This window comes from Candidatus Pantoea floridensis, assembly GCF_900215435.1.
GTDB lineage: Bacteria > Pseudomonadota > Gammaproteobacteria > Enterobacterales > Enterobacteriaceae > Pantoea > Pantoea floridensis.
The window spans coordinates 109,848-133,104 of record NZ_OCMY01000001.1 but is presented as its reverse complement, the minus strand read 5'-3'; the positions used below and the strand labels follow the sequence as shown (position 1 = coordinate 133,104).

Here is a 23,257-nt window from a genome sequence, read left to right as displayed (position 1 = left end):
CATTTTCGCTAACTGAATAGAGACCGCCGACGTTGTCCATTGCGTTCGATGCTTTGGGCAACGTTGGCGGTTTTTTTTATAGCTCGATCAGCGGGAACACGCCTGAGAGCAGCGGACGGCAGAGGATTTTGTAGCCATCATGATCAAAGCCGTGCGAGGCACGCTGCAGCTGGCGCGCTTCGGCTTCGCTACTCACCGAACCCAGCCAGAACCAGTGATCGATCACATGGATTTGCGTAATATCGGCACCGCGCTCCACCATGCCAACCGGACCTTGCCACGGCCAGCACAGGATACGCATCTGCTCTAAGGCGGCATGCAGACGCTGCTGATGCGCAGCAACCGACTCCTTTCCGCAGCACGCGCCGGCACAGCGGTTAAGCGCCGCACGAAAACAACCTCGCCCCGGACGCAACGATTCCAGTCCCAGCAGGCCGTGACACAAGCGCTGCTCATCGGCAAGCGTTTTCAGTTTCTCCAGCGCGGCAAAGCGGCTGCGAAACAGGCCATAAAGATTGGGCGAACGGGAGAAGTCGAGATCCTTCGCATAAACCACCTGCGGCGCGCCGTCGCCTAACTGCAGCGAACAGAGCTGACGATTTTTACGAAGTCGCTTGTTGAATAGCGGCTGCTGAGTTTTGATCATTTGCGCTTCCAGCAGCTGCGCACCGACATCTCCTGCGGTGGGGATCCAGGTCACGCGCCGCGCCTGACGCAGCATGCTGGCTTCATCTGGCGTACGAAAATGTGCCATGACCCGACTGCGCAGGTTAACGCTTTTGCCGATATACAACGGCAGATTTTCATTTTCGCCATGGAAGGTATACACGCCTGGCTGGTTAGGTAACCCTTCCAGCCATTGACGTAGATGTTCGGGATATTGATAGATTGCTGCCGCATCGAAATCGAGGCGGTGGCTGGCTGCACGTCTGACCAAAGCACACTCCGATTACTGGTTGTCCATCCAGTGTATCAAAGTGTGCTTTTTCTCGCCAGTCAGCGGGGAGGAGAAAGTTTCCCGCATTGACGGCGGGAAAGGAGGAGCGCTTACTTCTTCCAGAAGTCGTCGAACACGGTAATCGGCGGACGACGTTTGTGCTCGGTTTTCAGATACCAGCCTTCAATAGTTTTTGCCGCGGCGGCATCAATGGTTTTGCCTTCCAGATAAGCGTCGATTTGCTGATAGGTGACACCAAGCGCCACTTCATCCTGCAAGCCGGGGCGATCATCTTCCAGATCGGCCGTCGGATGCTTCAGATAGAGATGTTCCGGGCAGCCGAGCGTTTTCAGCAGCTGTTTGCCCTGGCCTTTATGCAAGCGGAAGATCGGATTGATATCGCTGCCGCCATCGCCGTATTTTGTGAAGAAGCCGGTGATCGCCTCAGCCGCATGATCCGTTCCTACCACCACACCTTTGGTCATGCCGGCAATGCTGTACTGCGCTTTCATGCGCTCACGGGCTTTCTCATTGCCACGCACGAAATCTGAAACGGTAATACCCGCCTCTTTCAATGCACGTTCACTGGCCAGGATCGCTTCTTTAATATTCACCACCAGCGTGCGGTCCGGCTGGATAAATGCCAGCGCATCCTGACAATCCTGCTCATCGGCCTGCACGCCATACGGCAAGCGTACGGCGATAAAGGTGTAGTCATTATCGCCGGTCTCTGCACGCAGTTCGCGAATTGCCGTTTGTGACAAAATGCCGGTAAGCGTGGAATCCTGGCCGCCGCTGATACCGAGGACCAGCGTTTTCAAAAACGGGTGGGCTTGCAGATAGGATTTCAGGAAATCAACGCTGACGCGGATCTCCTGCTGCGGGTCAATAACGGGCTTAACACCAAGGGCTTCAATGATTTCCTGTTGCAATGACATGGACCTCTCCTCAAGTCAGTAGCCTGACGGCACAATGCGAATCATCTGCTAAAGCTAACGCCTCTGTCCCCAAACAACAAGCCGCACGGATTATTGTCGAAGTTAAAAGCTTACAAATCAGGCGCTTTTTGATTTCTGTACCAATATATTGAACGACACAATCGCCAGCATGAAGCAGCCAAAAATCGTGCCCGTCATGCTCACCACCGAGGTGCCGCCCAGGCCGGTGATTGGCACGCTAATGGCACCAAAGGTAAACATACACACGCCGATAACCGCCGATGCGCTGCCCGCACGATGTCCCTGGCTCTGCATTGCCAGGGAGGAGGCTGTGGTGGCAATCACGCCATTACTGGCAATGGTGAAGAACAGGGCCACCAGCAGGATCGGCAGCGCGGCACCTGTTAGTCCAGCCAGCAGTAAACAGCTTGACGCCACAAACGCCAGCGTAAGACCGCCTTTCAACACGCGATATTCTCCCCACAGCGGGCAGAGGCGTGCACTGGTTTGGGATGCAATAATCAGGCCGAGGCCGTTGGCGGCGAAGCAGAAGCTGAATGCTTGCGGCGTGAGTCCGTAAAGCTGCTGCAGCACAAACGGTGACGCCCCGATGTAGGCAAACATACCGGACATCATGAAACCCTGCGTCAGGCAGAAGCCCATGAACTGACGATGCGTCACCACCTGGCCCAGTGCTGCCCACGCTGAAAAAATCGATCCCTGGCTACGACGTTCGGCCGGTAAGGTTTCATGCAGCTTCCAGCGCGTGAGGAAAATTAACACAATGGCAATGCAGCCGAGCACCACGAAAATGCCGCGCCAGTTAAGCACCGTCATTAACGCGCCGCCCAGCACCGGCGCACCAATCGGTGCCAGGCCGTTGACCAGCATCAGCAGAGCAAAGAAACGCGTTAATTCATGGCCGCTGTACATATCGCGGGCAATGGCGCGCGACAGCACGGCACCGCCCGCACCGGCCAATCCTTCAAACAGACGAGCCACCAGCAACGCGTTGATATCTTTTGCCAGCGCGCAGCCAATCGAGGCAATAAACAGCAATATCAGCGATAACAGTAACGGACGGAGGCGACCAAATTTGTCGCTCATTGGTCCAAACAGCAGCTGGCCGGCCCCCAAACCGAGCAAACCTGCCGTTAGGCTCAGCTGCGCCGTGGCCGTTTCGGTGTGCAGATCGCGCGCCAGTTCCGGCAGCGCAGGTAGATAAAGATCGATACAAAGTGGCCCGAGTGCCGCGAGCAGCCCCAGCGTAATGGCATAAACCAGGCGGTGAGAAGGTGCAGGTGTCATTTATCCTCAGTCTTAATTCATTGCTATCGGTATTTTTTCGCGGGTGATTATACGAACCCTGGCGCATCAACACAGCATTTTTACGAAAACCTGACGCTTAAGATTTTGGTGAAATTTATCCCATAAAGTTGATAAATCTGGATTTATGTTCCAGGCTTACTTCACATGGACAAAAAAACGAGGAACAACAACATGAATAAAGTGATGGGATGTATCGCTGCCGCTATGACGCTGGCAGCCCTGTCGGGTTGTACGACTTATGACAAAGCTGAAAGCTACGTAACCAAGCCGGTGGTAAAGGATGTGAAAAAAGGCATGACGCGTGATCAAGTGCGTCAGATTGCAGGTCCAGCCTCAACCGAAATCACCATGGTTCATGCGCGCGGTACCTGCCAGACTTACGTGATTGGCGAGCGTGACGGTAAACCGCAGACCTACTTCGTGAGCTATAACGATACCGGTCGCGTGATGAATTACGGCTTCCAGAGCTGTAAGGATTACGATACCGACCCGCAAGCGGCGCAATAAGCGCAGCAGAATAATAAACGGCCCGTCATTGACGGGCCGTTTTTCGTTGCAGGCTTATAAGCCGTAAGGGCGAGGCACTTCAATATAGCTGCCGCCGATTTCGCGCTGGTAGTAATGACCTTCCTGCACATAGTAGCGCTTGCCATTGAAATCGAGCACGCGCATGCCGCCAGCGGGCGGGCTGTCAGGCGGTTGTACTACCACGTAAGTGTCGCCCTGACGCTGATAGTAGCTGCCATTCAGCATGTAGTAGGTGAGTCCGCCAATCAGCACCGCCGTTGCCGCTTCAGGTAAGAAGCGTAGCGGGCCAGGCCCACCCCAATGCGGGCCTCTTCCCCAATGGGGATCTCTCCCCCAATGCGGACCAGGGCCCCAACCGCCGGGATACGCATGACTTATAGCTGGTGTTAATAAGGTTAACGCCAGCACCGAGGCGATAACATTTTTCATCGGTGATTCTCCTGCTGTGATTAGCAGCAGAATTGGCCTTCTGGCGGCAAAACTCAAGCGAAAAGCGGTCGATTTTTCCTCTGTTTACTATGCTTAACGCTTTCCTGACACAGCCGCCATGATTGGGGGGAATTGGGGAGAAAAGGACATAAAAAAACGGCAGGCCCATTGGCCTGCCGTTGTGTTAATGCGGTGCGTTAGCGGTGCGCCAATTCAGCATGTTCGTCGCTCTCTAACACTTTTTTGTCGGTCAAACCGAGCCAGCGGCTGGTAAGTGAACCGGCCGTCATTGAGCCATTAACGTTGAGCGCGGTACGGCCCATATCAATCAGCGGCTCGATGGAGATCAGCAGCGCGACCAGCGTGACCGGCAGGCCCATCGCCGGCAACACGATCAGCGCGGCAAACGTTGCACCGCCACCGACGCCCGCCACACCGGCGGAACTCAGCGTCACGATACCCACCAGCGTGGCAATCCACATCGGATCGAAGGGATTGATGCCAACCGTAGGAGCAACCATCACCGCCAGCATCGTCGGATACAAGCCCGCACAACCGTTCTGACCAATGGTGGCACCAAACGATGCAGAGAAGCTGGCAATGGATTCGGGTACGCCGAGGCGACGCGTCTGCGTTTCCACATTCAACGGAATGCTCGCGGCGCTGGAGCGGCTGGTGAAAGCGAAGGTGATCACCGGCCACACTTTACGGAAGAAGCGCATTGGGTTGATGCCGTTGACCGACAGCAGCAGGGCGTGCACGGCAAACATAATGGCCAGACCGAGATACGATGCAACAACAAAACCACCCAGTTTAATGATGTCCTGCAGATTGGAGCCGGCCACCACTTTGGTCATCAACGCCAGCACACCGTACGGCGTCAGCTTCATGATCAAACGTACCAGCTTCATCACCCAGGATTGCAAAGTATCGATCGCCACCAGCACGCGCTCGCCTTTGACCTTGTCATCTTTCAGTAGTTGCAGCGCCGCCACGCCGAGGAAGGCAGCGAAAATCACCACGCTAATGATGGAAGTAGGGTTGGCACCGGCCAGATCGGCAAACGGGTTTTTCGGAATGAACGACAGCAGCAGCTGCGGCGTGCTGAGGTCAGCGACTTTGCCAACATAGTTGCTTTGAATCGCACTCAGACGCGCGGTTTCCTGCGCACCCTGTACCAGACCTTCAGCGCTTAGGCCGAACAGGCCGGTAACCAGTACGCCGACCAGCGCGGAAATCGCGGTTGTCACCAGCAGCACGCCAATGGTTAGCACGCTGATTTTACCTAGCGATGAGGCATTATGCAGACGCGCAACGGCGCTCAGAATCGAAGCGAAAACCAGCGGCATCACAATCATTTGCAACAGCTGAACGTAGCCATTACCGACGATATTGAACCAACCAATTGACGCTTTTACCGTGGCGCTGTTTTCGCCGTAGATGGTTTGCAGCGCCAGACCGAAGGCCACGCCCAATACCAAACCGGTCAGCACGCGCTTTGACAGGCTCCAGCTTTGGTTGCCAATGCGATTCAACAGAATCAGTAGCGCGATAAACGCCACAATATTAATGATTAGGGGAAAATCCATGCTCAACTCCAGAGTGTGCCGCGCCAGCAGATTATGATGGCGCGGATAACAGTAAGTCCCCGTTAGGGAATATTTAGAATGTTATCAGTTCAGCGTTGGGCGGGCTTATACCCAAAAAGAATGTTTTATAACTTTATCGCTGTATTTGAGTGGTTATTGACCGTTTCGACCATTAACCATGCGACCGACGCCATTTTGTAGCGTATTGAACAGTTGTTCCGGCCAGCCATTGGCACCAAAAGAGGGCATTCCGGGCGGGAACCATAAGGCATAACCGACCAGCGCGAGACAAAGCGCGCGTTCAAGTTGGTTACCTTTTTGACTATTAAGAATTGGTAAGCGGAAGCGCCAACGGCAGGGCCACAGCAGCGGCACGCCTGCGGGGGTGAGCATATCGGCCACGATGTGGCTGAGATAGCCAAGCGTCATGCCTTGCAGCACATCAGCGGGCAAAAACCAGTCGGCAGGCACGTTAATCTGGAACAGCCACAACCCCACCGCCACGGCCAGTAAACTGTGAGTAAAGCCGCGGTGACCAAAAGCGCGGGCAATGGGGTGCGATAGCCACCTTAGCCGCTGGCCTAACACGGATTTAGGGTGATCGATATCGGGAAGCAGGCAGGTTAGCAATGCAGCAGGCACCAAATGCCACCAGTCGGCGCTGGCCAGGACTGGCGTCAGTTCCGCACGCTTGGCAAAAATGGCGCTGGCAATGGCAAAAATGATATGGCCTTCGGCCGTCATGATGGAACCTGGCTGCATAAAACTGTCGATGCATCCAGTATAGGGATTTATCCAGTAAATGAGAATGGTGACGCTGTAACGAAGCGTTAATAATTTCTGCTTTCCCGCGCCACAATGACGCGGGAAAATAAGGGGTTAGCTTAGCGTGCTAACCATCCGCCGTCGACAGCCAGCGTGTAACCGTGCACGTAGTTTGCAGCGCTTGAGGCGAGGAAGACAATCGGCCCCATCATGTCGTCAGGAATGCCCCAGCGTCCGGCAGGAATACGGCCTAAAATCTCCTCATTGCGCGCTTCATCACTGCGCAACTGCTCAGTATTATTGGTCGCCATATAACCCGGCGCAATGGCGTTGACGTTGATACCGTGTTTTGCCCATTCATTTGCCATCAGGCGTGTTAAGCCCATCACCGCGCTTTTCGAGGCGGTATAGGAGGGCACGCGAATGCCGCCCTGGAACGAGAGCATTGAGGCAATATTGATGATCTTGCCGCCATGGCCTTGCGCGATAAACTGACGCGCCACCCGCTGCGACAGGAAGAACAGACTCTTACTGTTAATGTTCATCACATCATCCCAATCTTTTTCGCTGAAATTAAGCGCATCTTCGCGGCGAATAATGCCGGCGTTGTTGACCAGAATATCAATACGACCAGCGTAGGCTACCGCCTGTTCAACAACGTGTGGAACCACGGAAGATTGGGTGAGATCGGCCTGTATCGACCAGAAGCGGCGTCCTAGCGCCACGACTTTAGCTTGGGTATCGTCAGGCCCCGCGCGGTTGACGCCAATAATGTCACAACCCGCCTGCGCTAAACCGAGCGCCATGCCCTGGCCCAGTCCGGTATTGCAGCCAGTAATCAGCGCCACTTTGCCTTCCAGATTAAATGCATTGAGTATCATGATTGCTCCTTGTTAGCGCAGCGCGCTGATGTTGACGTGGTCCATGTCATCAAACACCTGGTTTTCACCTACCATCCCCCAGATAAAGGTATAACGCTGCGTACCGACGCCAGCATGAATCGACCAGCTGGGGGAAATCACCGCCTGCTCATTGTGCACCAGCAAATGACGCGTCTCTTGCGGCTGGCCCATCATGTGGAATACCGCGCTGTCATCGGCCATATGAAAGTAGAAATAGACTTCCATGCGGCGCTCATGCGTGTGACACGGCATGGTATTCCACAAGTTACCGTCATCGAGGCGGGTTAAGCCCATGGTCAGCTGGCAGGTAGGCAACACATCCGGCACGATGAATTTATTGATAGTGCGACGATTCGAGGTGGCGGCATCGCCCAGCGTGGCTTTAACCGCTTCGTTGAGGGTGATTTTTTTGTCAGGATAACGCGTGTGCGCCGGTGCGCTGTTGTAGTAAAACTTCGCGGGATGATGGGCATCGCTGCTGCGAAAAATCACGCTCTGCGCACCTTGCCCAACATACAGTGCTTCCTGCTGGCCAATCTCCCAGGTTTTGCCGTCTACTTCAATTAAGCCCGGTCCGCCGATGTTAATCACGCCGAGCTCGCGGCGTTCGAGGAAGTAACTGACGCCTAACTGCTTGCCGACTTCATGGCCAATAGTGACTGCTGTATGCACCGGCATTACGCCACCGATGATGATGCGGTCAATATGGCTGTAAGTGAGGGTGTAATTGTCAGCGTCGAAAATTTTCTCGATGAGAAACTCGCGGCGTAAACCGGCGGTGTCGAGGGTTTTGGCGTGATCGCTGTGTATGCTTTGACGAACGTCCATCTCAGGCCTCTCAAGAGTCAAAGGAAGTGGTCCCGATGCGGGTCTTTGGGCATCTTAGGCAGGATGGGATGCGAATTCAATAAAAATGAAACGATGTTTTATTTATTTGAGCAGTTGATCAAATTGCATAAAAAAGCCCGCGTTCAGCGGGCGACGGTTAACCGTGCAGATGCTCGGGTTTGAGCTGGGTTAAATCATCAAGAGTAACATTCGCCAGCGACCAGCGCGCATCATCACGATGTTCGGGGGCAGGCACTACAATCGAACGCATGCGTGCCGCTTTGGTGGCGATCATGCCGTTGAACGAGTCTTCCAGCGTTACGCAGTTCAAGGGATCAATCCCCAGTTTGGCTGCCGCATCCAGGTAAACCTGCGGGTGCGGTTTGCTGTAGGGCAACGCTTCGGCTGAAGCCAGCACGTCAAAGTAGTTGCGCAGGTCGAACATCTCCAGCACGCGTTCCAGCATGTGCAGGGGCGAAGCGGAGGCGAGACCGATTTTCAAACCTTGCTGCTGGCACAGTTGCAGCGCCTGCTCCACGCCCGGCAGCAGCGGACGTGTCTCTTCAACCAGCGCGATCGCACGCGCAATGATGCGCTTTGTCACTTCCTGCTGGTCCGGACCGTTCCAGGGCAGCGCTTCATACCACATGCGCACGGTTTGATCGATGCGCAGACCTAGCGTATCCGGTAATTCATGGCGGCGGGTGATATCCACATTGAGGCTGGCGAAAATATCCAACTCAGCCCGATCCCATAACGGTTCAGAGTCAATCAACAATCCGTCCATATCAAAGATGGCGGCCAAAACAGGACGACGGTATGACATAAAACTGCTCCCTAAGACATTTTGCTTACCTTAGCACGAGTGCTCAAAAAAGCCGACTTACGGCAGGTTACGCATTTTTCAGGAAAAATTGCGATAGTGCAGGTAGACTTAGGCAAAACGATGATCAGTTCAGGGAGACTCCATGACTTACCAACAGGCTGGCCGCATCGCCATCCTTAAGCGCGTGGCTGGTTGGGTGATTTTTATACCTGCATTGCTGTCCACCCTTATTTCGCTACTGGGTTATATGTTTAAGCACAGTGAAAAGCAGCCCGGCATTGATGCGGTGATGCTCGATTTTGTGCATGTGATGGTCGATATGGTGAAATTCAATACGCCGTTTCTTAACGTGTTTTGGCAGAACTCGCCGGTACCGGAATTTCACGGCGGCACGAATGTGGGCTTTTGGCTGATCTACATTCTGATTTTTGTTGGCATCGCGTTACAGGCTTCAGGCGCACGCATGTGGCGTCAGTCACGCCACATTAAAGAAGGTATTGAGGATCAGTTGATTCTGGAGCAGGCCAAGGGAAGTGAAGGGCGAACGCGTGTGCAGCTGGAAGATAAAATCCACATACCGCGTCACACCATTTTCTTACAGATTTTTCCGCTCTATATTTTGCCCGTCATTATCGCTATCGCCGGATACTTCGTGCTGAAGCTGCTCGGTATGTTGTAAAGTGTCAGGCCGGTCTGGCCTGACGTTCTCCCAATACATCTTCATCTAACAACTGGCCGACGGCCAATTGCGCTGCGCCGGTCCAGTTGCCGCCAAAGACATTGGCGCGATTGAGCAGGTAATAGAGCTGATAAACGGGCTGTCGCTGCGAGAAACCGTCCGCCAGCGGCCACACAGCCTGGTAGCCATCAAAAATCTCACGCGGAAGATCGGCGTAGTAGCTCAGCATCGCCAGGTCGCATTCACGATCGCCCCAATAACAAGCCGGATCGAAGAGCCAGGGCCCGTTCGCGCTGCCCGCACAGTTGGCTGGCCATAAATCGCCATGCAATAAAGAAGGCTGCGGGTGATGGTTGGCCAGCGCGCGCTGTACGCAATCCACAATCAGTTCGGTATCGCCGTAATGCACGCCTTTTTCCGCTGCTAACTGCAGCTGCCAGCCGATGCGTTGTTCAGCGAAAAACACCGACCAGCGGCGTAGCCAGCTATTAGGTTGTGGTGTGGTCGTGATGTTGTTGTCGAAATCGAGGCCAAATTGCGGTTGCTCGCTCCATTGATGCAGATGCGCTAATTGCTGGCCGAGCTGAAAAGCACTTTGATGATTGAACGGCTCGGGCGAGATGTACTCCAGCAGCAGGAAGCTGGTGTCGCGATCGTTACCGACGCCATACACTTTTGGCACCCGTACGGTCTGCGTGCGCGCTAACAGGTCAAGCTGGTCCGCTTCCCAGCTAAATAGGGTGAGCATATCGCGAGTGTTGCATTTAACGAACACATCTAACTCGCCATAACGAATGCGCCATGCCGGATGGACATCGCCGCCGGGCAGTTCCTGACGTTCGGTAATGTCGGCATCGCCGGCGTACTCGCTTAACAGTCGACTAATGGCTGACCACATCGGGTAATCCTCTTTATTCGCTGTGTAAGTTCGATTGTAACGCGCAAAACTTCAGCAAACCTGACGTCGATGCCGTTTTTTGCAATGAGTCAGGATTGTTCTTTCAAAAAAGCTTCCAGCGTCGTGATTTTAACCTCAGGTTTATGTTTCAGGGCAATCTCGGCAAAGCCCGCCGCTTGCTCTGCCACTACATGTTCCTCTAACGCACTGACGAAACCGAAGCTATTGGTTCCCAGTTCGTGTGGATGGCCGTCATCATCGCTAAGAGTGGTGCTGAATCCAGCATTGATCATTGCACTGTTAACCGACTGGAGGTCACCCAATCCATTTTCCTGATACGTCAACGTGACAATGTAACGTTTGACATCACGGTCGCTCATTATTCACCTCATTGTTATCGAACAGATTTCAGCGTAGACCAGCACGCAACATAGAGCGAATTTTAGGCGATTTAACGCTGCTAAGCGGAGGGTAAATCTTCGTCAATAAGGTTCGGAAAATTCTTGTGGCTTTTAGGCTGCTATTTAATTAATTGCCTCCTATAATGCGCAGCGAAAATGGGAAGATTCCCATTAAATAAGCGCTTCAGCGACTTTTTTGGCTTTTTTTGTGAGTACATGCTTTTTTACAAAACTTACGCTAAATTGCATTGCTTGGCCGGAGAAACGCTTCAAACTCTTCGTTTTTTAAACTGTCGTACGGGTTACTTTTAATGAAAGCCTTCAACAAGCTGTCCGCTGTTTTATTGCTCTCTGCTGGAGCATTTTGTCACCAGGCATTTGCAGATAACGCCGTTTTCACCTCTATGGATGACCCTTCCACGGCAAAAAAACCGTTTGAAGGCAATCTATCAGCGGGTTATCTGGCTCAAACCGGTAACACCACCAGTTCGTCGCTGAGTGCTGCTACCAATATGACATGGTACCAAACCAATACCGCATTGAGTCTGTGGGGCAACGCTTCGAACAACTCTTCAAATGATGAGCGTTCGTCTGAGACCTACAACATTGGTGGCCGTAGTCGTTATAACCTCAACAGCGCCGATTACCTGTTTGGCCAGGCAAGCTGGTTGAGTGACCGTTTCAACGGTTATGACTCACGCGATGTACTGACTGCCGGTTATGGTCGTCAGATCCTTAACGGTCCTGTTCACTCACTGCGTGCTGAAGTCGGTCCAGGTGTGCGTTACGACGACTTCCATGATGGCGGACATGAAACCAAAGCGCTGGGTTACGGTGCGGTGAGCTATCAATGGCAGCTGACGGATACCACCAAATTTATTCAGGGTGTATCTGTGCTGAGCAGCTTCGGTGAAGACACCACGCTGAACTCAGAAACTGCGCTGCAGGTGGCGATTAATGACCACTTTGCGTTGAAACTGGGTTACAACGTGACCTGGAATAACAATCCGCCAGAATCTGCACCGGATCGTACTGATACCAAAACAACGATCCAGCTCTCATACGCAATGTAAGCGAGCCCGATATAAATCACCGCTGCCAGGCCTGTGCCTCGCGGCGGTTTTTTTTATTTCTCTTTAGCTTAGCGAATCTCTGCACGGGTTTTGATCGGCAGCGAAAGCTGCTATTATCATCGCCGCTTTACATTCCTGGCGTCATTCCGACAACGTGGGTCTGACATTACGCCGGGTTACTTATTACCAAACTGATTGTTGCATGTAGGCTTTCGTGTGGCTTACCACTGCAATTAAGGATATGAAATGCCAGTAATTACTCTTCCTGATGGCAGCCAGCGCAGCTTTGACCGTCCCGTCAGCGTAATGGATATCGCTTTGGATATTGGGCCGGGTTTGGCGAAAGCCTGTATCGCCGGTCGCGTGAATGGCGAATTGGTTGATGCGGTTGATCCAATCACCGAAGATGCTCAGGTAGCGATTATTACCGCTAAAGACGAAGCCGGTTTAGAAATCATTCGTCACTCTTGCGCGCACCTGTTAGGGCATGCGATTAAGCAGCTGTGGCCAAACACCAAGATGGCTATCGGCCCGGTGATTGATAACGGTTTCTATTATGACGTTGATCTGGACCACACCTTAACGCAGGAAGATCTTGAGCTGCTGGAAAAGCGTATGCACCAGCTGGCTGAAAGCAATTACGATGTGGTTAAGAAGAAGGTGAGCTGGCAGGAAGCACGTGATGTGTTTGCTGAGCGTGGCGAAAGCTACAAAACCACCATTCTTGACGAAAACATCAGCCATGACGATCGTCCTGGCCTGTATCATCATGAAGAATATATCGACATGTGCCGCGGTCCGCACGTGCCGAACATGCGTTTCTGCCATCACTTCAAACTGCAGAAAATCTCCGGGGCTTACTGGCGCGGCAACAGCGATAACAAAATGCTGCAGCGTGTTTACGGTACGGCCTGGGCGGATAAAAAGCAGCTGGCTGCTTACTTGCAGCGCCTGGAAGAAGCGGCAAAACGCGACCACCGTAAAATCGGTAAGCAGCTTGATCTCTACCACATGCAGGAAGAAGCGCCGGGCATGGTGTTCTGGCACAATGACGGCTGGACCATCTTCCGCGAGCTGGAAGTGTTTGTGCGTACCAAGCTGAAAGAGTACGACTATCAGGAAGTGAAAGGTCCGTTTATGATGGACCGCGTACTGTGGGAAAAAACGGGTCACTGGGAAAACTACAAAGAAGCGATGTTCACCACCTCATCCGAGAACCGTGAATATTGCATCAAGCCCATGAACTGCCCAGGCCACGTGCAGATCTTCAACCAGGGTCTGAAATCCTATCGTGACCTGCCGCTGCGTATGGCGGAATTTGGTAGCTGTCATCGTAACGAACCTTCAGGTGCGTTGCATGGCCTGATGCGCGTGCGTGGCTTTACTCAGGATGATGCTCACGTCTTCTGTACCGAAGATCAGGTACGTGATGAGGTGAACAGCTGTATCCGTATGGTATACGACATGTACAGCACCTTCGGTTTTGAAAAAATCGTGGTGAAACTGTCGACCCGTCCGGAAAAACGTATCGGAACCGACGAAATGTGGGACCGTGCGGAAGTAGATTTAGCAGAAGCGCTGAAAGAGAATGAGATTCCATTCGAATATCAGCCGGGAGAAGGTGCCTTTTATGGCCCGAAAATTGAGTTTACCCTGTACGATTGCCTCGATCGCGCCTGGCAGTGTGGCACCGTTCAGCTAGACTTCTCCCTGCCTAAGCGTCTGGACGCTACTTATGTAGGCGAAAACAACGATCGCCAGACACCGGTAATGATTCACCGTGCAATTCTCGGTTCGATGGAGCGCTTTATTGGCATCCTGACCGAAGAATTCGCAGGATTCTTCCCGAGCTGGTTGGCGCCGGTGCAGGCTGTGGTGATGAATATCACCGATAGTCAGTCAGAATATGTCAGCGAATTGACAAAGAAATTGCAGAATGCGGGCATTCGTGTCAAAGCAGACTTGAGAAACGAGAAGATAGGCTTTAAAATCCGCGAGCACACATTACGTCGCGTCCCTTATATGCTGGTTTGCGGTGACAAAGAGGTGGAAGCAGGCAAAGTTGCCGTGCGCACCCGCCGTGGTAAAGACCTTGGGAGCATGGACGTAGATGTGTTTGTTGAGAAGCTGCAACAAGAGATTCGCAGCCGACATCTTCACCAATTAGAGGAAACAGGTTATTAAAGGCGGAAAACGAGTACAACCAACACGTCCGAACCGTATCAACGGCGAAATCCGAGCCACCGAAGTGCGCTTAACTGGCGTAGACGGTGAGCAACTTGGCATTGTCACCTTGCGTGAAGCCATTGAGAAAGCTGAAGAAGCTGGCGTAGATTTAGTTGAAATCAGCCCGAACGCCGAACCGCCGGTTTGCCGTATTATGGATTACGGCAAGTTCCTTTATGAAAAGAGCAAGTCTTCTAAGGAACAGAAGAAGAAGCAGAAAGTTATCCAGGTTAAGGAAATCAAATTCCGTCCTGGTACCGATGATGGCGACTATCAGGTCAAACTACGCAACCTGATTCGCTTTCTGGAAGAGGGCGATAAAGCCAAAATCACGCTGCGTTTCCGCGGTCGTGAGATGGCGCACCAGCAGATCGGTATGGAAGTGCTTAACCGCGTCCGTAAAGACCTGTGTGAAGACATGGATTTGGCGATTGTCGAATCCTTCCCTTCGAAGATCGAAGGTCGTCAGATGATCATGGTGCTCGCTCCTAAGAAGAAGCAGTAGGCCTTCAAGTAATAAAACCGCGCAGCGCTTGCGTTGTGCGGATTTTTATTCGCCTATCTGATTCATTTTATTAACAATGCGAAGTGGATATTTGTAAAAATGCCAAAGATTAAAACTGTACGTGGCGCCGCTAAGCGCTTCAAGAAGACCGCTTCTGGTGGCTTCAAGCGTAAGCACGCAAACCTGCGTCATATTCTGACTAAAAAGTCTACTAAGCGTAAACGTCACCTGCGTCCGAAAGGCATGGTGTCTAAAGGCGATCTGGGTCTGGTTATTGCCTGCCTGCCGTACGCATAAGTAAACTTTTTATAAATTTGCCTGAAAACGTTGCGTAACAGCCATTGGCTTGCAGGGTATAAGGCGTCACAGAATATGATATAGGAGAGCTCACATGGCTCGCGTTAAACGTGGTGTAATTGCTCGCGCACGTCACAAGAAAATCTTAAAACAAGCTAAAGGCTACTACGGTGCACGTTCACGTGTATACCGCGTTGCTTTCCAGGCTGTTATCAAAGCTGGTCAGTATGCTTACCGTGACCGTCGTCAACGTAAGCGTCAGTTCCGTCAACTGTGGATCGCGCGTATCAACGCTGCGGCTCGTCAGAACGGTATCTCTTACAGCCGTTTCATCAATGGCCTGAAAAAAGCCTCTATTGAAATCGACCGTAAGATTCTGGCTGACATCGCTGTATTCGACAAAGTGACATTTACTGCACTTGTTGAAAAAGCAAAATCAGCTCTGGCGTAAGTCAGTTGAAAAAGGGAGCTTGCTCCCTTTTTTATTGCCTGCAACTCACGCAAAAGATTGACATTTTGGCCGCTGCGCATTTCAATAGTGCGTTTTCTATCATTACCAGGTAACGCAAGCATGCATGCTGCAATTTTCCGTTTCTTTTTTTACTTTAGCGCCTGAACATCAGGGGCTTTTGCGCATTAAGAAAAGAAACGAAAAATCGCGCTGAAAGCCTCCCTCGTGGAGGCTTTTTTGTTTCTGGCGACACTTAATCGGATCACACGATCCCAACGAGAACTGACCAGCCCGGCTGGAAGAAGAGGAAATCATGTCCCAACTCGCAGACCTGGTGGCCCGTGCCACGGCCGCCATCGACGAGGCGGCGGATATCGCTGCTCTGGACGCCGTGCGCGTCGAATTTCTGGGTAAGAAAGGGCACCTGACGCTGCAAATGACCACCCTGCGTGAATTGCCGGCAGAAGAGCGCCCGGCCGCAGGTGCGGTTATCAACGACGCCAAGCAGCAAGTGCAAGACCGTCTCACTGCCCGTAAAGAGACGCTGGAAAGCGCCGAGCTCAACGCGCGTCTGGCTGCCGAAACTATCGATGTGTCATTGCCGGGTCGCCGCGTTGAGAATGGCGGCTTGCATCCGGTGACGCGTACCATCGATCGTATCGAAAACTTCTTTGGCGAACTGGGTTTTGCGGTGGTAACCGGGCCTGAAATCGAAGACGATTACCACAACTTCGATGCATTAAACATTCCGGGCCATCACCCGGCACGTGCCGATCATGACACCTTCTGGTTTGATGCCACGCGTCTGCTGCGAACCCAAACCTCAGGCGTGCAGATTCGTACCATGAAAAATCAGCAGCCGCCAATCCGCATCATCGCGCCAGGACGCGTTTATCGTAACGACTACGATCAGACGCACACGCCGATGTTCCATCAGATGGAAGGTTTGATCGTCGATAAAGACATCAGCTTCACCAACCTGAAAGGCACGCTGCATGATTTCCTGAACAACTTCTTCGAAGAGAATCTGCAAATCCGCTTCCGTCCTTCTTACTTCCCGTTTACCGAACCCTCTGCTGAAGTGGACGTGATGGGTAAAAACGGCAAGTGGCTGGAAGTGCTGGGCTGTGGGATGGTACATCCCAATGTTTTGCGCAACGTGGGCATCGATCCGGAAGTGTATTCCGGCTTTGCCTTTGGCATGGGCATGGAGCGTCTCACCATGCTGCGCTACGGTGTGACCGATCTGCGCGCCTTCTTCGAAAATGATTTACGTTTCCTCAAACAATTTAAATAAGGGCAGGTTATCCAATGAAATTCAGTGAACTCTGGTTACGCGAATGGGTAAATCCAGCCCTGGATAGCGCTGCGCTGTCTGAGCAAATCACCATGGCCGGACTTGAAGTCGACGGCGTGGAGCCGGTTGCCGGTGCGTTCCACGGTGTTGTCGTGGGTGAAGTGGTTGAGTGCGGCCAACATCCTAATGCTGACAAACTGCGCGTTACCAAAATCAACGTCGGTGGCGACCGCCTGCTGGATATCGTCTGTGGCGCACCAAATTGCCGTCAGGGTCTGAAAGTCGCGGTTGCCACCGTTGGCGCGGTACTGCCGGGTGATTTCAAAATCAAAGCGGCAAAACTGCGCGGTGAACCCTCTGAAGGCATGTTGTGCTCGTTCTCGGAACTGGGTATTTCCGACGATCACAGCGGCATCATTGAGCTGCCTGCCGATGCACCGGTTGGTGCCGACATCCGTAGCTATCTGCAGTTGGATGACAACACCATCGAAATTAGCGTGACGCCAAACCGCGCCGATTGCCTCGGCATCATCGGTATTGCGCGTGACGTCGCGGTGCTGAACGGATTACCGTTGACTGCACCAGCCATTGAGCCGGTTAACGCGACCATCGCCGATACGTTCCCGATTCGCGTCGATGCGACCGCCGCGTGCCCACGCTACCTTGGCCGCGTGGTGAAAGGTGTGAATGTAAAAGCCGCCACGCCGTTGTGGATGCGTGAGAAGCTGCGTCGCTGCGGCATTCGCTCAATCGATCCTGTCGTCGATATCACTAACTATGTGCTGCTGGAACTGGGCCAACCGATGCATGCGTTTGACCTCGATCGCATCGAAGGCGGCATCGTGGTGCGCATGGCGAAAGAGGGCGAAGTGCTGACGTTGCTGGATGGCACCGAAGCCAAACTGAGCAGCGATACGCTGGTGATTGCCGATCACCACAAAGCGCTGGCGATGGGTGGCATCTTTGGTGGCGAGCATTCTGGCGTCAACGAAGAGACGCAAAACGTCCTGTTCGAATGTGCCTATTTTGATCCGCTGGCAATTACCGGCCGCGCGCGTCGTCAGGGCCTGCATACCGATGCCTCGCATCGCTACGAACGTGGCGTCGATCCGGCGCTACAGCACAAGGCGATTGAACGCGCCACGCAGCTGCTGCTGGATATCTGTGGTGGCGAGGCGGGCCCGGTGATCGATCAAACTGACGCGAGTGCACTGCCGCCGCGCGCCACCATTACGCTGCGTCGTGAAAAGTTAGATCGCTTAATTGGTCACGTCATTGCCGACGAGCAGGTGACGGATATCCTGACGCGTCTCGGCTGCGAAGTGACGATCGGCAAGGGTGAATGGCAAGCCGTTGCGCCAAGCTGGCGTTTCGATATGGCCATCGAAGAGGATTTAGTGGAAGAAGTCGCGCGTATTTACGGCTACAACAACATTCCCGATGTGCCGGTTAAAGCCAGCCTGATCATGACTCAGCATCGTGAAGCTGATTTGTCGTTGAAGCGTGCGAAAAATCTGTTGGTCGATAAAGGCTATCAGGAAGCGATTACCTACAGCTTCGTTGATCCGAAGGTACAGCAGTTGCTGCATCCGGGCGAAGAAGCGCTGATTCTGCCAAGCCCCATCTCCAGTGATATGTCGGCGATGCGTCTGTCGCTGTGGACCGGCTTACTAAGTGCGGTGGTGTACAACCAAAACCGTCAGCAGGGGCGTGTACGCCTGTTTGAGAGCGGCTTGCGCTTTGTTCCTGATACACAGGCCGATCTGGGCATTCGCCAGGATCTTATGCTGGCCGGTGTTTTGAGCGGTAATCGCTACGAAGAGCATTGGGATCTGGCGCGTCAGACGGTTGACTTCTATGATTTGAAAGGCGATTTAGAGTCGCTGCTGGATTTGACCGGTAAACTTGATGAGATTTCCTTCCGTGCGGAAGCCAATCCGGCGCTGCATCCAGGACAAAGTGCCGCAATTTATTTACGCGGCGAACGAATCGGATTTATCGGGGTGGTTCATCCAGAGCTGGAACGTAAGCTGGATCTTAACGGTCGCACCTTAGTGTTTGAACTGCTTTGGAATAAGGTCGCAGACCGCGTCCTGCCTGATGCGCGCGAGATTTCCCGCTTCCCGGCAAACCGTCGTGATATCGCCGTTGTGGTGGCTGAAAACGTGCCTGCAGCAGATATCATTGCGGAGTGTAAGAAAGTTGGCGTAAATCAGGTAGTTGGCGTAAACTTGTTTGACGTGTACCGTGGTAAGGGCGTAAACGAAGGCGAAAAGAGCCTGGCGATTAGCCTAATTTTGCAGGATACCAGCCGGACACTCGAAGAAGAGGAGATTGCCGCGACCGTTGCCAAATGCGTTGCGGCATTAAAAGAGCGATTCCAGGCAACCTTGAGGGATTGAACCTATGGCGCTTACAAAAGCTGAAATGTCAGAGTACCTGTTTGAAAAACTCGGGTTGAGCAAACGCGATGCCAAAGAGTTGGTGGAACTTTTTTTTGAAGAGGTTCGCCGCGCGTTGGAAAACGGAGAACAGGTAAAGCTGTCCGGATTTGGTAACTTTGATCTGCGTGACAAAAACCAGCGTCCGGGCCGTAACCCGAAGACGGGGGAAGATATTCCTATCACCGCGCGCCGAGTGGTGACATTCCGTCCGGGACAGAAGTTGAAAAGTCGCGTCGAGAACGCGACACCCAAGGATGCTGACTAATTTCAGTACGACAAAAAGGCCGCTTAGCGGCCTTTTTTTTGCCTGAAAATTGGCCGTTCTGCATGATTTATACATGATGTAAGGATTTCGTAAGTATGCAGAAAATATGACGAAAATCGGGACCCGCTGATAGTGACCGCTGCAAGCTATTTGTTATAACAGCGCCATCACATTACAAGAGGTTTCGCTGATGAAAAAGACAGCACTTTTATTAAGCATCCTATTAGGGATGCCGCTGCTGGCAAGCGCCAACGTGTCCGTTAATATCAATTCGCCGGGCGTTTCGATTCATATCGGCGATCAGGATAAGCGCGGCTATTATTGGGATGGCTACGACTGGCGTGCGCCAACGTGGTGGAAGCAGCATCACAATCAGCGCATTGGCACCAAGGGTCCGCACGGCTACTGGAATGGTAACGGTTGGCAGGCGCAGCATCCGGGCAATGGGCCGCACAAGGAGAATTCGCGTCAGCCGCATCCGCAGCAGCGCCACGATCAGCACGATGATCATCAGCAGCATGATAATCACGGTCAGCCACTTCCCCCGCATCAGTAATGCACTTCCAGCGGCGCCTGCACAGCGCCGCTTTCTTTTTGCTGCAATCCCACTACAATCAAATCTCTGTTTTCTCAGCCAATCTTACCTATGACTCTGCTGGATCAGCTTGCCCGTCAGGCAAATCGCCGCAGTCAGCGCTGGCTTATCGCACTTAGCGTGCTGTTAATGCTGCTCATCGGACTTAGCCTGTGTGCCGGTGATAGCTGGATTTCTCCTGGCCAATGGTTTTCGACCCGTGGCGAGCTGTTCGTCTGGCAACTGCGTATGCCGCGCACGCTGGCGGTGCTGCTGGTGGGCGCGGCGCTGGCGGTGTGCGGGGTAGTGATGCAGGCGCTGTTTAATAATCCACTGGCTGAACCGGGTTTACTTGGCGTCTCCAACGGTGCAGGCATTGGATTGGTATTAGGCGTGATGCTCGGCAACGGTTCGCTCTGGAGCTTAGCGCTGGCGGCGATGGCGGGAGCCTTACTGATCACGTTGATCCTGCTGCATTTTGCCCATAAACAGCTGTCAGTGAGCCGTTTGCTGCTAACCGGCGTGGCGCTGGGCATTATCTGTAGCGCCATCATGACGTGGGCGGTGTACTTTAGCACCAGTCTCGATCTGCGCCAGCTGATGTACTGGATGATGGGCGGCTTCAGCGGCATTGACTGGCGCTATGGCGGGATGATGCTGGCGCTGCTGCCGGTAACGCTATTGCTGCTAACTACCGCACGAACGCTGAATTTACTGGCGCTGGGCGAAACCTCGGCACGTCAGTTGGGATTACCTCTGCTGCTGTGGCGCAATCTTCTGGTACTGGCGATGGGATGGCTGGTCGGCGTGAGTGTGGCGATGGCCGGTGCGATTGGTTTTGTTGGCCTGGTGATCCCGCATTTATTGCGGCTGAGTGGGTTTAGCGATCATCGTTATCTGCTGCCCGCCGCGGCGTTGGCCGGTGCGGGTGTGCTACTTGGCGCGGATATCATTGCGCGGCTGGTGCTCACCTCCGCTGAACTGCCAATTGGTGTCGTCACCGCCACACTCGGCGCACCCTTGTTTATCGTGTTATTAGTGAAGTCTTCGCGCTAGCTTTGGCTGGCAACTTGTTATCAACAACAGGAATCGACTATGAGCATTTATCAAACTGCACTGCTTACGCTGGATGGTGAGAAAACCTCTCTGGCAGAGTTTGAAGGCAAAGTACTGCTGGTCGTAAACGTGGCGTCAAAATGTGGTCTGACGACGCAGTATGAGCAGCTAGAATCGCTGCAGAAGGCCTGGCAGGATAAGAACTTCAGCGTACTGGGCTTTCCGTGTAATCAATTCCTCGAGCAAGAGCCGGGCAGCAATGAAGAGATTAAAACCTTCTGCAGCACCACATATGGTGTGACCTTCCCGATGTTCGATAAAACCGACGTTAACGGCGAGCATCGTCATCCTTTATATGCCCAATTGACTGCGGCGCAACCGGTGGCGCAACGCCCGGAAGGCAGCGGTTTCCTTGAGCGGATGGAGAGCAAAGGCCGCGCGCCGAAAGCGCCGGGCGACATCCTGTGGAATTTCGAGAAATTCCTCATCAATAAGCAGGGCAAAGTGATTGCGCGCTTCTCGCCGGATATGACGCCAGACGATCCTATTATCCTGAAAAGCATTGAGCAGGCGCTGGCCGGGTAAATGGTATTGCAGTGTCAGGGAGTCAGCGTCCCAGGACGGTTGGCTCCCGTTGACCTCAACGTCAATGCCGGTCAGCTGGTGCACCTGGTCGGGCCGAACGGCGCAGGGAAAAGCACTTTGCTGACTGTGCTTTCTGGCCTGCTATCAAGTCAGGGTACGATTCTGCTGGATGGCAAGCCGCTGTCCGCCATGAACGGTGCTGCACTGGCGCAGCTGCGTGGCTGGTTGCCGCAGCAGCAGATAGCGCCGGGACAAATGCCGGTATGGCACTATTTGCGCATGCACGCTGCCACGGAGGCGGTACAAGCGAACGCTATTTTGCACGATGTGTTAGACCAGCTCGGCCTGCAAGACAAATTATTGCGCAGCCTAACGCAGCTTTCCGGCGGGGAGTGGCAGCGCGTACGCCTGGCGGCGGTGGTTATGCAAATTCATCCGCAGCTCAATCCACGCGGGAAAGTATTGCTGCTGGATGAGCCGATGAGTGCACTGGACGTGGCACAGCAGCGGGCTGTTGACAGGTTGCTGGCAGAACTTTGTCACAGCGGTCTGGCGATTGTTGCCAGCGGGCACGATCTCAATCACAGCTTGCGCCATGCCGATCGTGTGTGGTTAATGCACCAAGGCAACGTCGTGCGCCAGGGAAGCGGCAAAGAGGTGTTAACCGCAGCCCAATTAGCGCCGCTCTACCAAACCACGTTTGAGCAAATCGATACCCCACAAGGGCCGCTGCTGTTTATTCCCTGAGACCTTATTGCACGCTGAGGCGCTTTGCCGCTAAAGTGTTTGCCGAGCGAGGGATGAAGGAAAACACTGATGCGGCTACTGATTTTTATTCTGGCACTGTTGTTGGCGGGCTGTAGCCATCACGCGCCGCCACCCAATGGGCGCCTGTCTGACTCCATCACCGTCATTGCCCAACTTAACGATCAGCTGAGCCGCTGGCGGGGAACGCCGTATCGTTATGGCGGTCTTAGTCGCGGTGGCGTCGATTGTTCTGGCTTTGTCTATCTCACTTTCCGCGATAAATTTGATATGCAGCTGCCGCGCTCAACGATCGATCAGACCGATATTGGTACGCGCATCGACAAGGATGAACTGCTGCCAGGCGATTTGGTGTTCTTTAAAACCGGCAGCGGTGAAAATGGTTTGCACGTGGGTATTTATGATACAGATAATACCTTTATTCACGCCTCTACCAGCCAGGGTGTGATTCGCTCTTCGCTGGATAATGTTTACTGGCGTAAAGTATTTTGGCAGGCGCGTCGCATCTAAACGCGGTTTACTTGTGCGTTAAAAGGCGCGAAAAAAGAAAGGTTATCTCACCCTGAATTAATTCCGAATTGTGCCGATATTTAACTATCATTTAAAATGGCACTTTACCCGCCATCGATTTAATACTAAAAATAAAGCTAAGTTTATTTAATTGGTATGG

General features: G+C 53.2%; 27 protein-coding genes and 1 other annotated feature. Of the genes, 16 read left to right on the top strand and 11 right to left on the bottom strand.

Going from position 1 to position 23,257, the window contains the following annotated elements; translation table 11 throughout:
* Positions 1-76: 76 nt before the first annotated feature.
* From cho to CRO19_RS00675, 3 genes are all read right to left on the bottom strand, one after another.
* Positions 77-937: an excinuclease Cho gene (gene cho, locus CRO19_RS00685; RefSeq protein ID WP_097094134.1), complete on the bottom strand. Its 861-nt coding sequence runs from the start codon at positions 935-937 to the stop codon at positions 77-79.
* 110 nt (positions 938-1,047) lie between these two features.
* Complete coding sequence (gene nadE / locus CRO19_RS00680) at positions 1,048-1,875, bottom strand: NAD(+) synthase (RefSeq protein ID WP_097094133.1); 828 nt, start codon at positions 1,873-1,875, stop codon at positions 1,048-1,050.
* A 117-nt stretch (positions 1,876-1,992) separates the two neighbouring features.
* Complete coding sequence (locus tag CRO19_RS00675; protein ID WP_097094132.1) at positions 1,993-3,183, bottom strand: multidrug effflux MFS transporter; 1,191 nt, start codon at positions 3,181-3,183, stop codon at positions 1,993-1,995.
* A 192-nt stretch (positions 3,184-3,375) separates the two neighbouring features.
* Here CRO19_RS00675 and osmE point away from each other — a divergent pair, with 192 nt between their 5' ends.
* Positions 3,376-3,711: an osmotically-inducible lipoprotein OsmE gene (gene osmE, locus CRO19_RS00670; protein ID WP_007892614.1), complete on the top strand. Its 336-nt coding sequence runs from the start codon at positions 3,376-3,378 to the stop codon at positions 3,709-3,711.
* A gap of 54 nt (positions 3,712-3,765) precedes the next feature.
* Here osmE and CRO19_RS00665 read toward each other — a convergent pair whose 3' ends face one another.
* The 6 genes from CRO19_RS00665 to hxpB all read right to left on the bottom strand — a co-directional run bounded on the left by CRO19_RS00665 (position 3,766) and on the right by hxpB (position 9,071).
* A complete protein-coding gene (locus tag CRO19_RS00665) occupies positions 3,766-4,161 on the bottom strand; it encodes a DUF6515 family protein (RefSeq protein ID WP_097094131.1) in 396 nt (131 codons plus the stop codon).
* Between the two features lie 197 nt (positions 4,162-4,358).
* Complete coding sequence (locus CRO19_RS00660; RefSeq protein ID WP_097094130.1) at positions 4,359-5,750, bottom strand: L-cystine transporter; 1,392 nt, start codon at positions 5,748-5,750, stop codon at positions 4,359-4,361.
* A gap of 153 nt (positions 5,751-5,903) precedes the next feature.
* The gene (locus CRO19_RS00655) at positions 5,904-6,494 is read right to left on the bottom strand and encodes a metal-dependent hydrolase (protein WP_097097547.1); all 591 of its coding nucleotides are present in this window, start codon (positions 6,492-6,494) and stop codon (positions 5,904-5,906) included.
* Between the two features lie 140 nt (positions 6,495-6,634).
* Entirely contained in the window at positions 6,635-7,396 is a 762-nt protein-coding gene (gene kduD, locus CRO19_RS00650) for a 2-dehydro-3-deoxy-D-gluconate 5-dehydrogenase KduD (RefSeq protein WP_097094129.1), read from the bottom strand.
* A gap of 12 nt (positions 7,397-7,408) precedes the next feature.
* The gene (gene kduI, locus CRO19_RS00645; protein WP_097094128.1) at positions 7,409-8,245 is read right to left on the bottom strand and encodes a 5-dehydro-4-deoxy-D-glucuronate isomerase; all 837 of its coding nucleotides are present in this window, start codon (positions 8,243-8,245) and stop codon (positions 7,409-7,411) included.
* Positions 8,246-8,402: 157 nt separating this feature from the next.
* Complete coding sequence (gene hxpB / locus CRO19_RS00640) at positions 8,403-9,071, bottom strand: hexitol phosphatase HxpB (protein ID WP_097094127.1); 669 nt, start codon at positions 9,069-9,071, stop codon at positions 8,403-8,405.
* Between the two features lie 142 nt (positions 9,072-9,213).
* Here hxpB and CRO19_RS00635 point away from each other — a divergent pair, with 142 nt between their 5' ends.
* Positions 9,214-9,750, top strand: a complete 537-nt coding sequence (locus CRO19_RS00635) for a YniB family protein (RefSeq protein WP_097094126.1) — start codon at positions 9,214-9,216, stop codon at positions 9,748-9,750.
* A gap of 4 nt (positions 9,751-9,754) precedes the next feature.
* On the opposite strand, the gene CRO19_RS00630 is transcribed toward CRO19_RS00635, so the two are convergent.
* Both CRO19_RS00630 and ghoS read right to left on the bottom strand, forming a co-directional pair.
* On the bottom strand, positions 9,755-10,648 hold the full coding sequence (locus tag CRO19_RS00630; RefSeq protein ID WP_097094125.1) for a fructosamine kinase family protein: 894 nt from the start codon (positions 10,646-10,648) through the stop codon (positions 9,755-9,757).
* Positions 10,649-10,737: 89 nt separating this feature from the next.
* Positions 10,738-11,028, bottom strand: coding sequence for a type V toxin-antitoxin system endoribonuclease antitoxin GhoS (gene ghoS / locus CRO19_RS00625; RefSeq protein WP_097094124.1), 291 nt, complete (start codon positions 11,026-11,028; stop codon positions 10,738-10,740).
* 332 nt (positions 11,029-11,360) lie between these two features.
* Here ghoS and CRO19_RS00620 point away from each other — a divergent pair, with 332 nt between their 5' ends.
* The 14 genes from CRO19_RS00620 to CRO19_RS00560 all read left to right on the top strand — a co-directional run bounded on the left by CRO19_RS00620 (position 11,361) and on the right by CRO19_RS00560 (position 23,097).
* Positions 11,361-12,122, top strand: a complete 762-nt coding sequence (locus CRO19_RS00620) for a DUF481 domain-containing protein (protein ID WP_097094123.1) — start codon at positions 11,361-11,363, stop codon at positions 12,120-12,122.
* A 246-nt stretch (positions 12,123-12,368) separates the two neighbouring features.
* Entirely contained in the window at positions 12,369-14,306 is a 1,938-nt protein-coding gene (gene thrS / locus CRO19_RS00615; RefSeq protein ID WP_097094122.1) for a threonine--tRNA ligase, read from the top strand.
* On the top strand, positions 14,302-14,853 hold the full coding sequence (infC, locus tag CRO19_RS00610) for a translation initiation factor IF-3 (protein ID WP_036621995.1): 552 nt from the start codon (positions 14,302-14,304) through the stop codon (positions 14,851-14,853). Before thrS ends, infC begins: the two co-directional genes overlap by 5 nt.
* 99 nt (positions 14,854-14,952) lie before the next feature.
* Positions 14,953-15,150: a 50S ribosomal protein L35 gene (rpmI, locus tag CRO19_RS00605; protein WP_004157374.1), complete on the top strand. Its 198-nt coding sequence runs from the start codon at positions 14,953-14,955 to the stop codon at positions 15,148-15,150.
* A gap of 94 nt (positions 15,151-15,244) precedes the next feature.
* Positions 15,245-15,601, top strand: coding sequence for a 50S ribosomal protein L20 (gene rplT / locus CRO19_RS00600; RefSeq protein ID WP_007892678.1), 357 nt, complete (start codon positions 15,245-15,247; stop codon positions 15,599-15,601).
* A gap of 115 nt (positions 15,602-15,716) precedes the next feature.
* Positions 15,717-15,843: a sequence feature (Phe leader region), on the top strand.
* A complete protein-coding gene (gene pheM / locus CRO19_RS26215) occupies positions 15,722-15,766 on the top strand; it encodes a pheST operon leader peptide PheM (protein ID WP_121626058.1) in 45 nt (14 codons plus the stop codon). (Overlaps the previous feature by 45 nt.)
* Before the next feature lie 71 nt (positions 15,844-15,914).
* The gene (gene pheS, locus CRO19_RS00595; protein ID WP_007892680.1) at positions 15,915-16,898 is read left to right on the top strand and encodes a phenylalanine--tRNA ligase subunit alpha; all 984 of its coding nucleotides are present in this window, start codon (positions 15,915-15,917) and stop codon (positions 16,896-16,898) included.
* A gap of 14 nt (positions 16,899-16,912) precedes the next feature.
* Positions 16,913-19,300 carry a phenylalanine--tRNA ligase subunit beta gene (gene pheT / locus CRO19_RS00590; protein WP_097094121.1) on the top strand — a complete coding sequence of 796 codons (2,388 nt, stop codon included), beginning with the start codon at positions 16,913-16,915 and terminating at the stop codon, positions 19,298-19,300.
* A 4-nt stretch (positions 19,301-19,304) separates the two neighbouring features.
* Positions 19,305-19,607, top strand: a complete 303-nt coding sequence (ihfA, locus tag CRO19_RS00585; RefSeq protein WP_007892687.1) for an integration host factor subunit alpha — start codon at positions 19,305-19,307, stop codon at positions 19,605-19,607.
* Positions 19,608-19,797: 190 nt separating this feature from the next.
* Positions 19,798-20,163: a DUF2502 domain-containing protein gene (locus tag CRO19_RS00580; RefSeq protein ID WP_097094120.1), complete on the top strand. Its 366-nt coding sequence runs from the start codon at positions 19,798-19,800 to the stop codon at positions 20,161-20,163.
* A 90-nt stretch (positions 20,164-20,253) separates the two neighbouring features.
* Complete coding sequence (gene btuC, locus CRO19_RS00575) at positions 20,254-21,237, top strand: vitamin B12 ABC transporter permease BtuC (RefSeq protein WP_097094119.1); 984 nt, start codon at positions 20,254-20,256, stop codon at positions 21,235-21,237.
* A gap of 39 nt (positions 21,238-21,276) precedes the next feature.
* Complete coding sequence (locus CRO19_RS00570; protein WP_097094118.1) at positions 21,277-21,822, top strand: glutathione peroxidase; 546 nt, start codon at positions 21,277-21,279, stop codon at positions 21,820-21,822.
* Positions 21,823-22,569, top strand: coding sequence for a vitamin B12 ABC transporter ATP-binding protein BtuD (btuD, locus tag CRO19_RS00565; RefSeq protein ID WP_097094117.1), 747 nt, complete (start codon positions 21,823-21,825; stop codon positions 22,567-22,569).
* A gap of 69 nt (positions 22,570-22,638) precedes the next feature.
* The gene (locus tag CRO19_RS00560) at positions 22,639-23,097 is read left to right on the top strand and encodes an NlpC/P60 family protein (protein WP_097094116.1); all 459 of its coding nucleotides are present in this window, start codon (positions 22,639-22,641) and stop codon (positions 23,095-23,097) included.
* Positions 23,098-23,257: the final 160 nt, after the last annotated feature.

Bases quoted from the DNA above. Each gene is read 5' to 3' on its own strand.
- CRO19_RS00560 (WP_097094116.1), top strand. From the start codon at position 22,639: ATGCGGCTACTGATTTTTATTCTGGCACTGTTGTTGGCGGGCTGTAGC.
- osmE (WP_007892614.1), top strand. From the start codon at position 3,376: ATGAATAAAGTGATGGGATGTATCGCTGCCGCTATGACGCTGGCAGCC.
- CRO19_RS00675 (WP_097094132.1), bottom strand. From the start codon at position 3,183: ATGACACCTGCACCTTCTCACCGCCTGGTTTATGCCATTACGCTGGGG.
- hxpB (WP_097094127.1), bottom strand. From the start codon at position 9,071: ATGTCATACCGTCGTCCTGTTTTGGCCGCCATCTTTGATATGGACGGA.
- rplT (WP_007892678.1), top strand. From the start codon at position 15,245: ATGGCTCGCGTTAAACGTGGTGTAATTGCTCGCGCACGTCACAAGAAA.
- CRO19_RS00665 (WP_097094131.1), bottom strand. From the start codon at position 4,161: ATGAAAAATGTTATCGCCTCGGTGCTGGCGTTAACCTTATTAACACCA.
- pheS (WP_007892680.1), top strand. From the start codon at position 15,915: ATGTCCCAACTCGCAGACCTGGTGGCCCGTGCCACGGCCGCCATCGAC.
- kduD (WP_097094129.1), bottom strand. From the start codon at position 7,396: ATGATACTCAATGCATTTAATCTGGAAGGCAAAGTGGCGCTGATTACT.
- CRO19_RS00655 (WP_097097547.1), bottom strand. From the start codon at position 6,494: ATGACGGCCGAAGGCCATATCATTTTTGCCATTGCCAGCGCCATTTTT.
- kduI (WP_097094128.1), bottom strand. From the start codon at position 8,245: ATGGACGTTCGTCAAAGCATACACAGCGATCACGCCAAAACCCTCGAC.
- pheT (WP_097094121.1), top strand. From the start codon at position 16,913: ATGAAATTCAGTGAACTCTGGTTACGCGAATGGGTAAATCCAGCCCTG.
- rpmI (WP_004157374.1), top strand. From the start codon at position 14,953: ATGCCAAAGATTAAAACTGTACGTGGCGCCGCTAAGCGCTTCAAGAAG.
- ghoS (WP_097094124.1), bottom strand. From the start codon at position 11,028: ATGAGCGACCGTGATGTCAAACGTTACATTGTCACGTTGACGTATCAG.
- nadE (WP_097094133.1), bottom strand. From the start codon at position 1,875: ATGTCATTGCAACAGGAAATCATTGAAGCCCTTGGTGTTAAGCCCGTT.
- CRO19_RS00620 (WP_097094123.1), top strand. From the start codon at position 11,361: ATGAAAGCCTTCAACAAGCTGTCCGCTGTTTTATTGCTCTCTGCTGGA.
- CRO19_RS00660 (WP_097094130.1), bottom strand. From the start codon at position 5,750: ATGGATTTTCCCCTAATCATTAATATTGTGGCGTTTATCGCGCTACTG.
- CRO19_RS00635 (WP_097094126.1), top strand. From the start codon at position 9,214: ATGACTTACCAACAGGCTGGCCGCATCGCCATCCTTAAGCGCGTGGCT.
- CRO19_RS00570 (WP_097094118.1), top strand. From the start codon at position 21,277: ATGAGCATTTATCAAACTGCACTGCTTACGCTGGATGGTGAGAAAACC.
- thrS (WP_097094122.1), top strand. From the start codon at position 12,369: ATGCCAGTAATTACTCTTCCTGATGGCAGCCAGCGCAGCTTTGACCGT.
- CRO19_RS00630 (WP_097094125.1), bottom strand. From the start codon at position 10,648: ATGTGGTCAGCCATTAGTCGACTGTTAAGCGAGTACGCCGGCGATGCC.
- ihfA (WP_007892687.1), top strand. From the start codon at position 19,305: ATGGCGCTTACAAAAGCTGAAATGTCAGAGTACCTGTTTGAAAAACTC.
- CRO19_RS00580 (WP_097094120.1), top strand. From the start codon at position 19,798: ATGAAAAAGACAGCACTTTTATTAAGCATCCTATTAGGGATGCCGCTG.
- btuC (WP_097094119.1), top strand. From the start codon at position 20,254: ATGACTCTGCTGGATCAGCTTGCCCGTCAGGCAAATCGCCGCAGTCAG.
- btuD (WP_097094117.1), top strand. From the start codon at position 21,823: ATGGTATTGCAGTGTCAGGGAGTCAGCGTCCCAGGACGGTTGGCTCCC.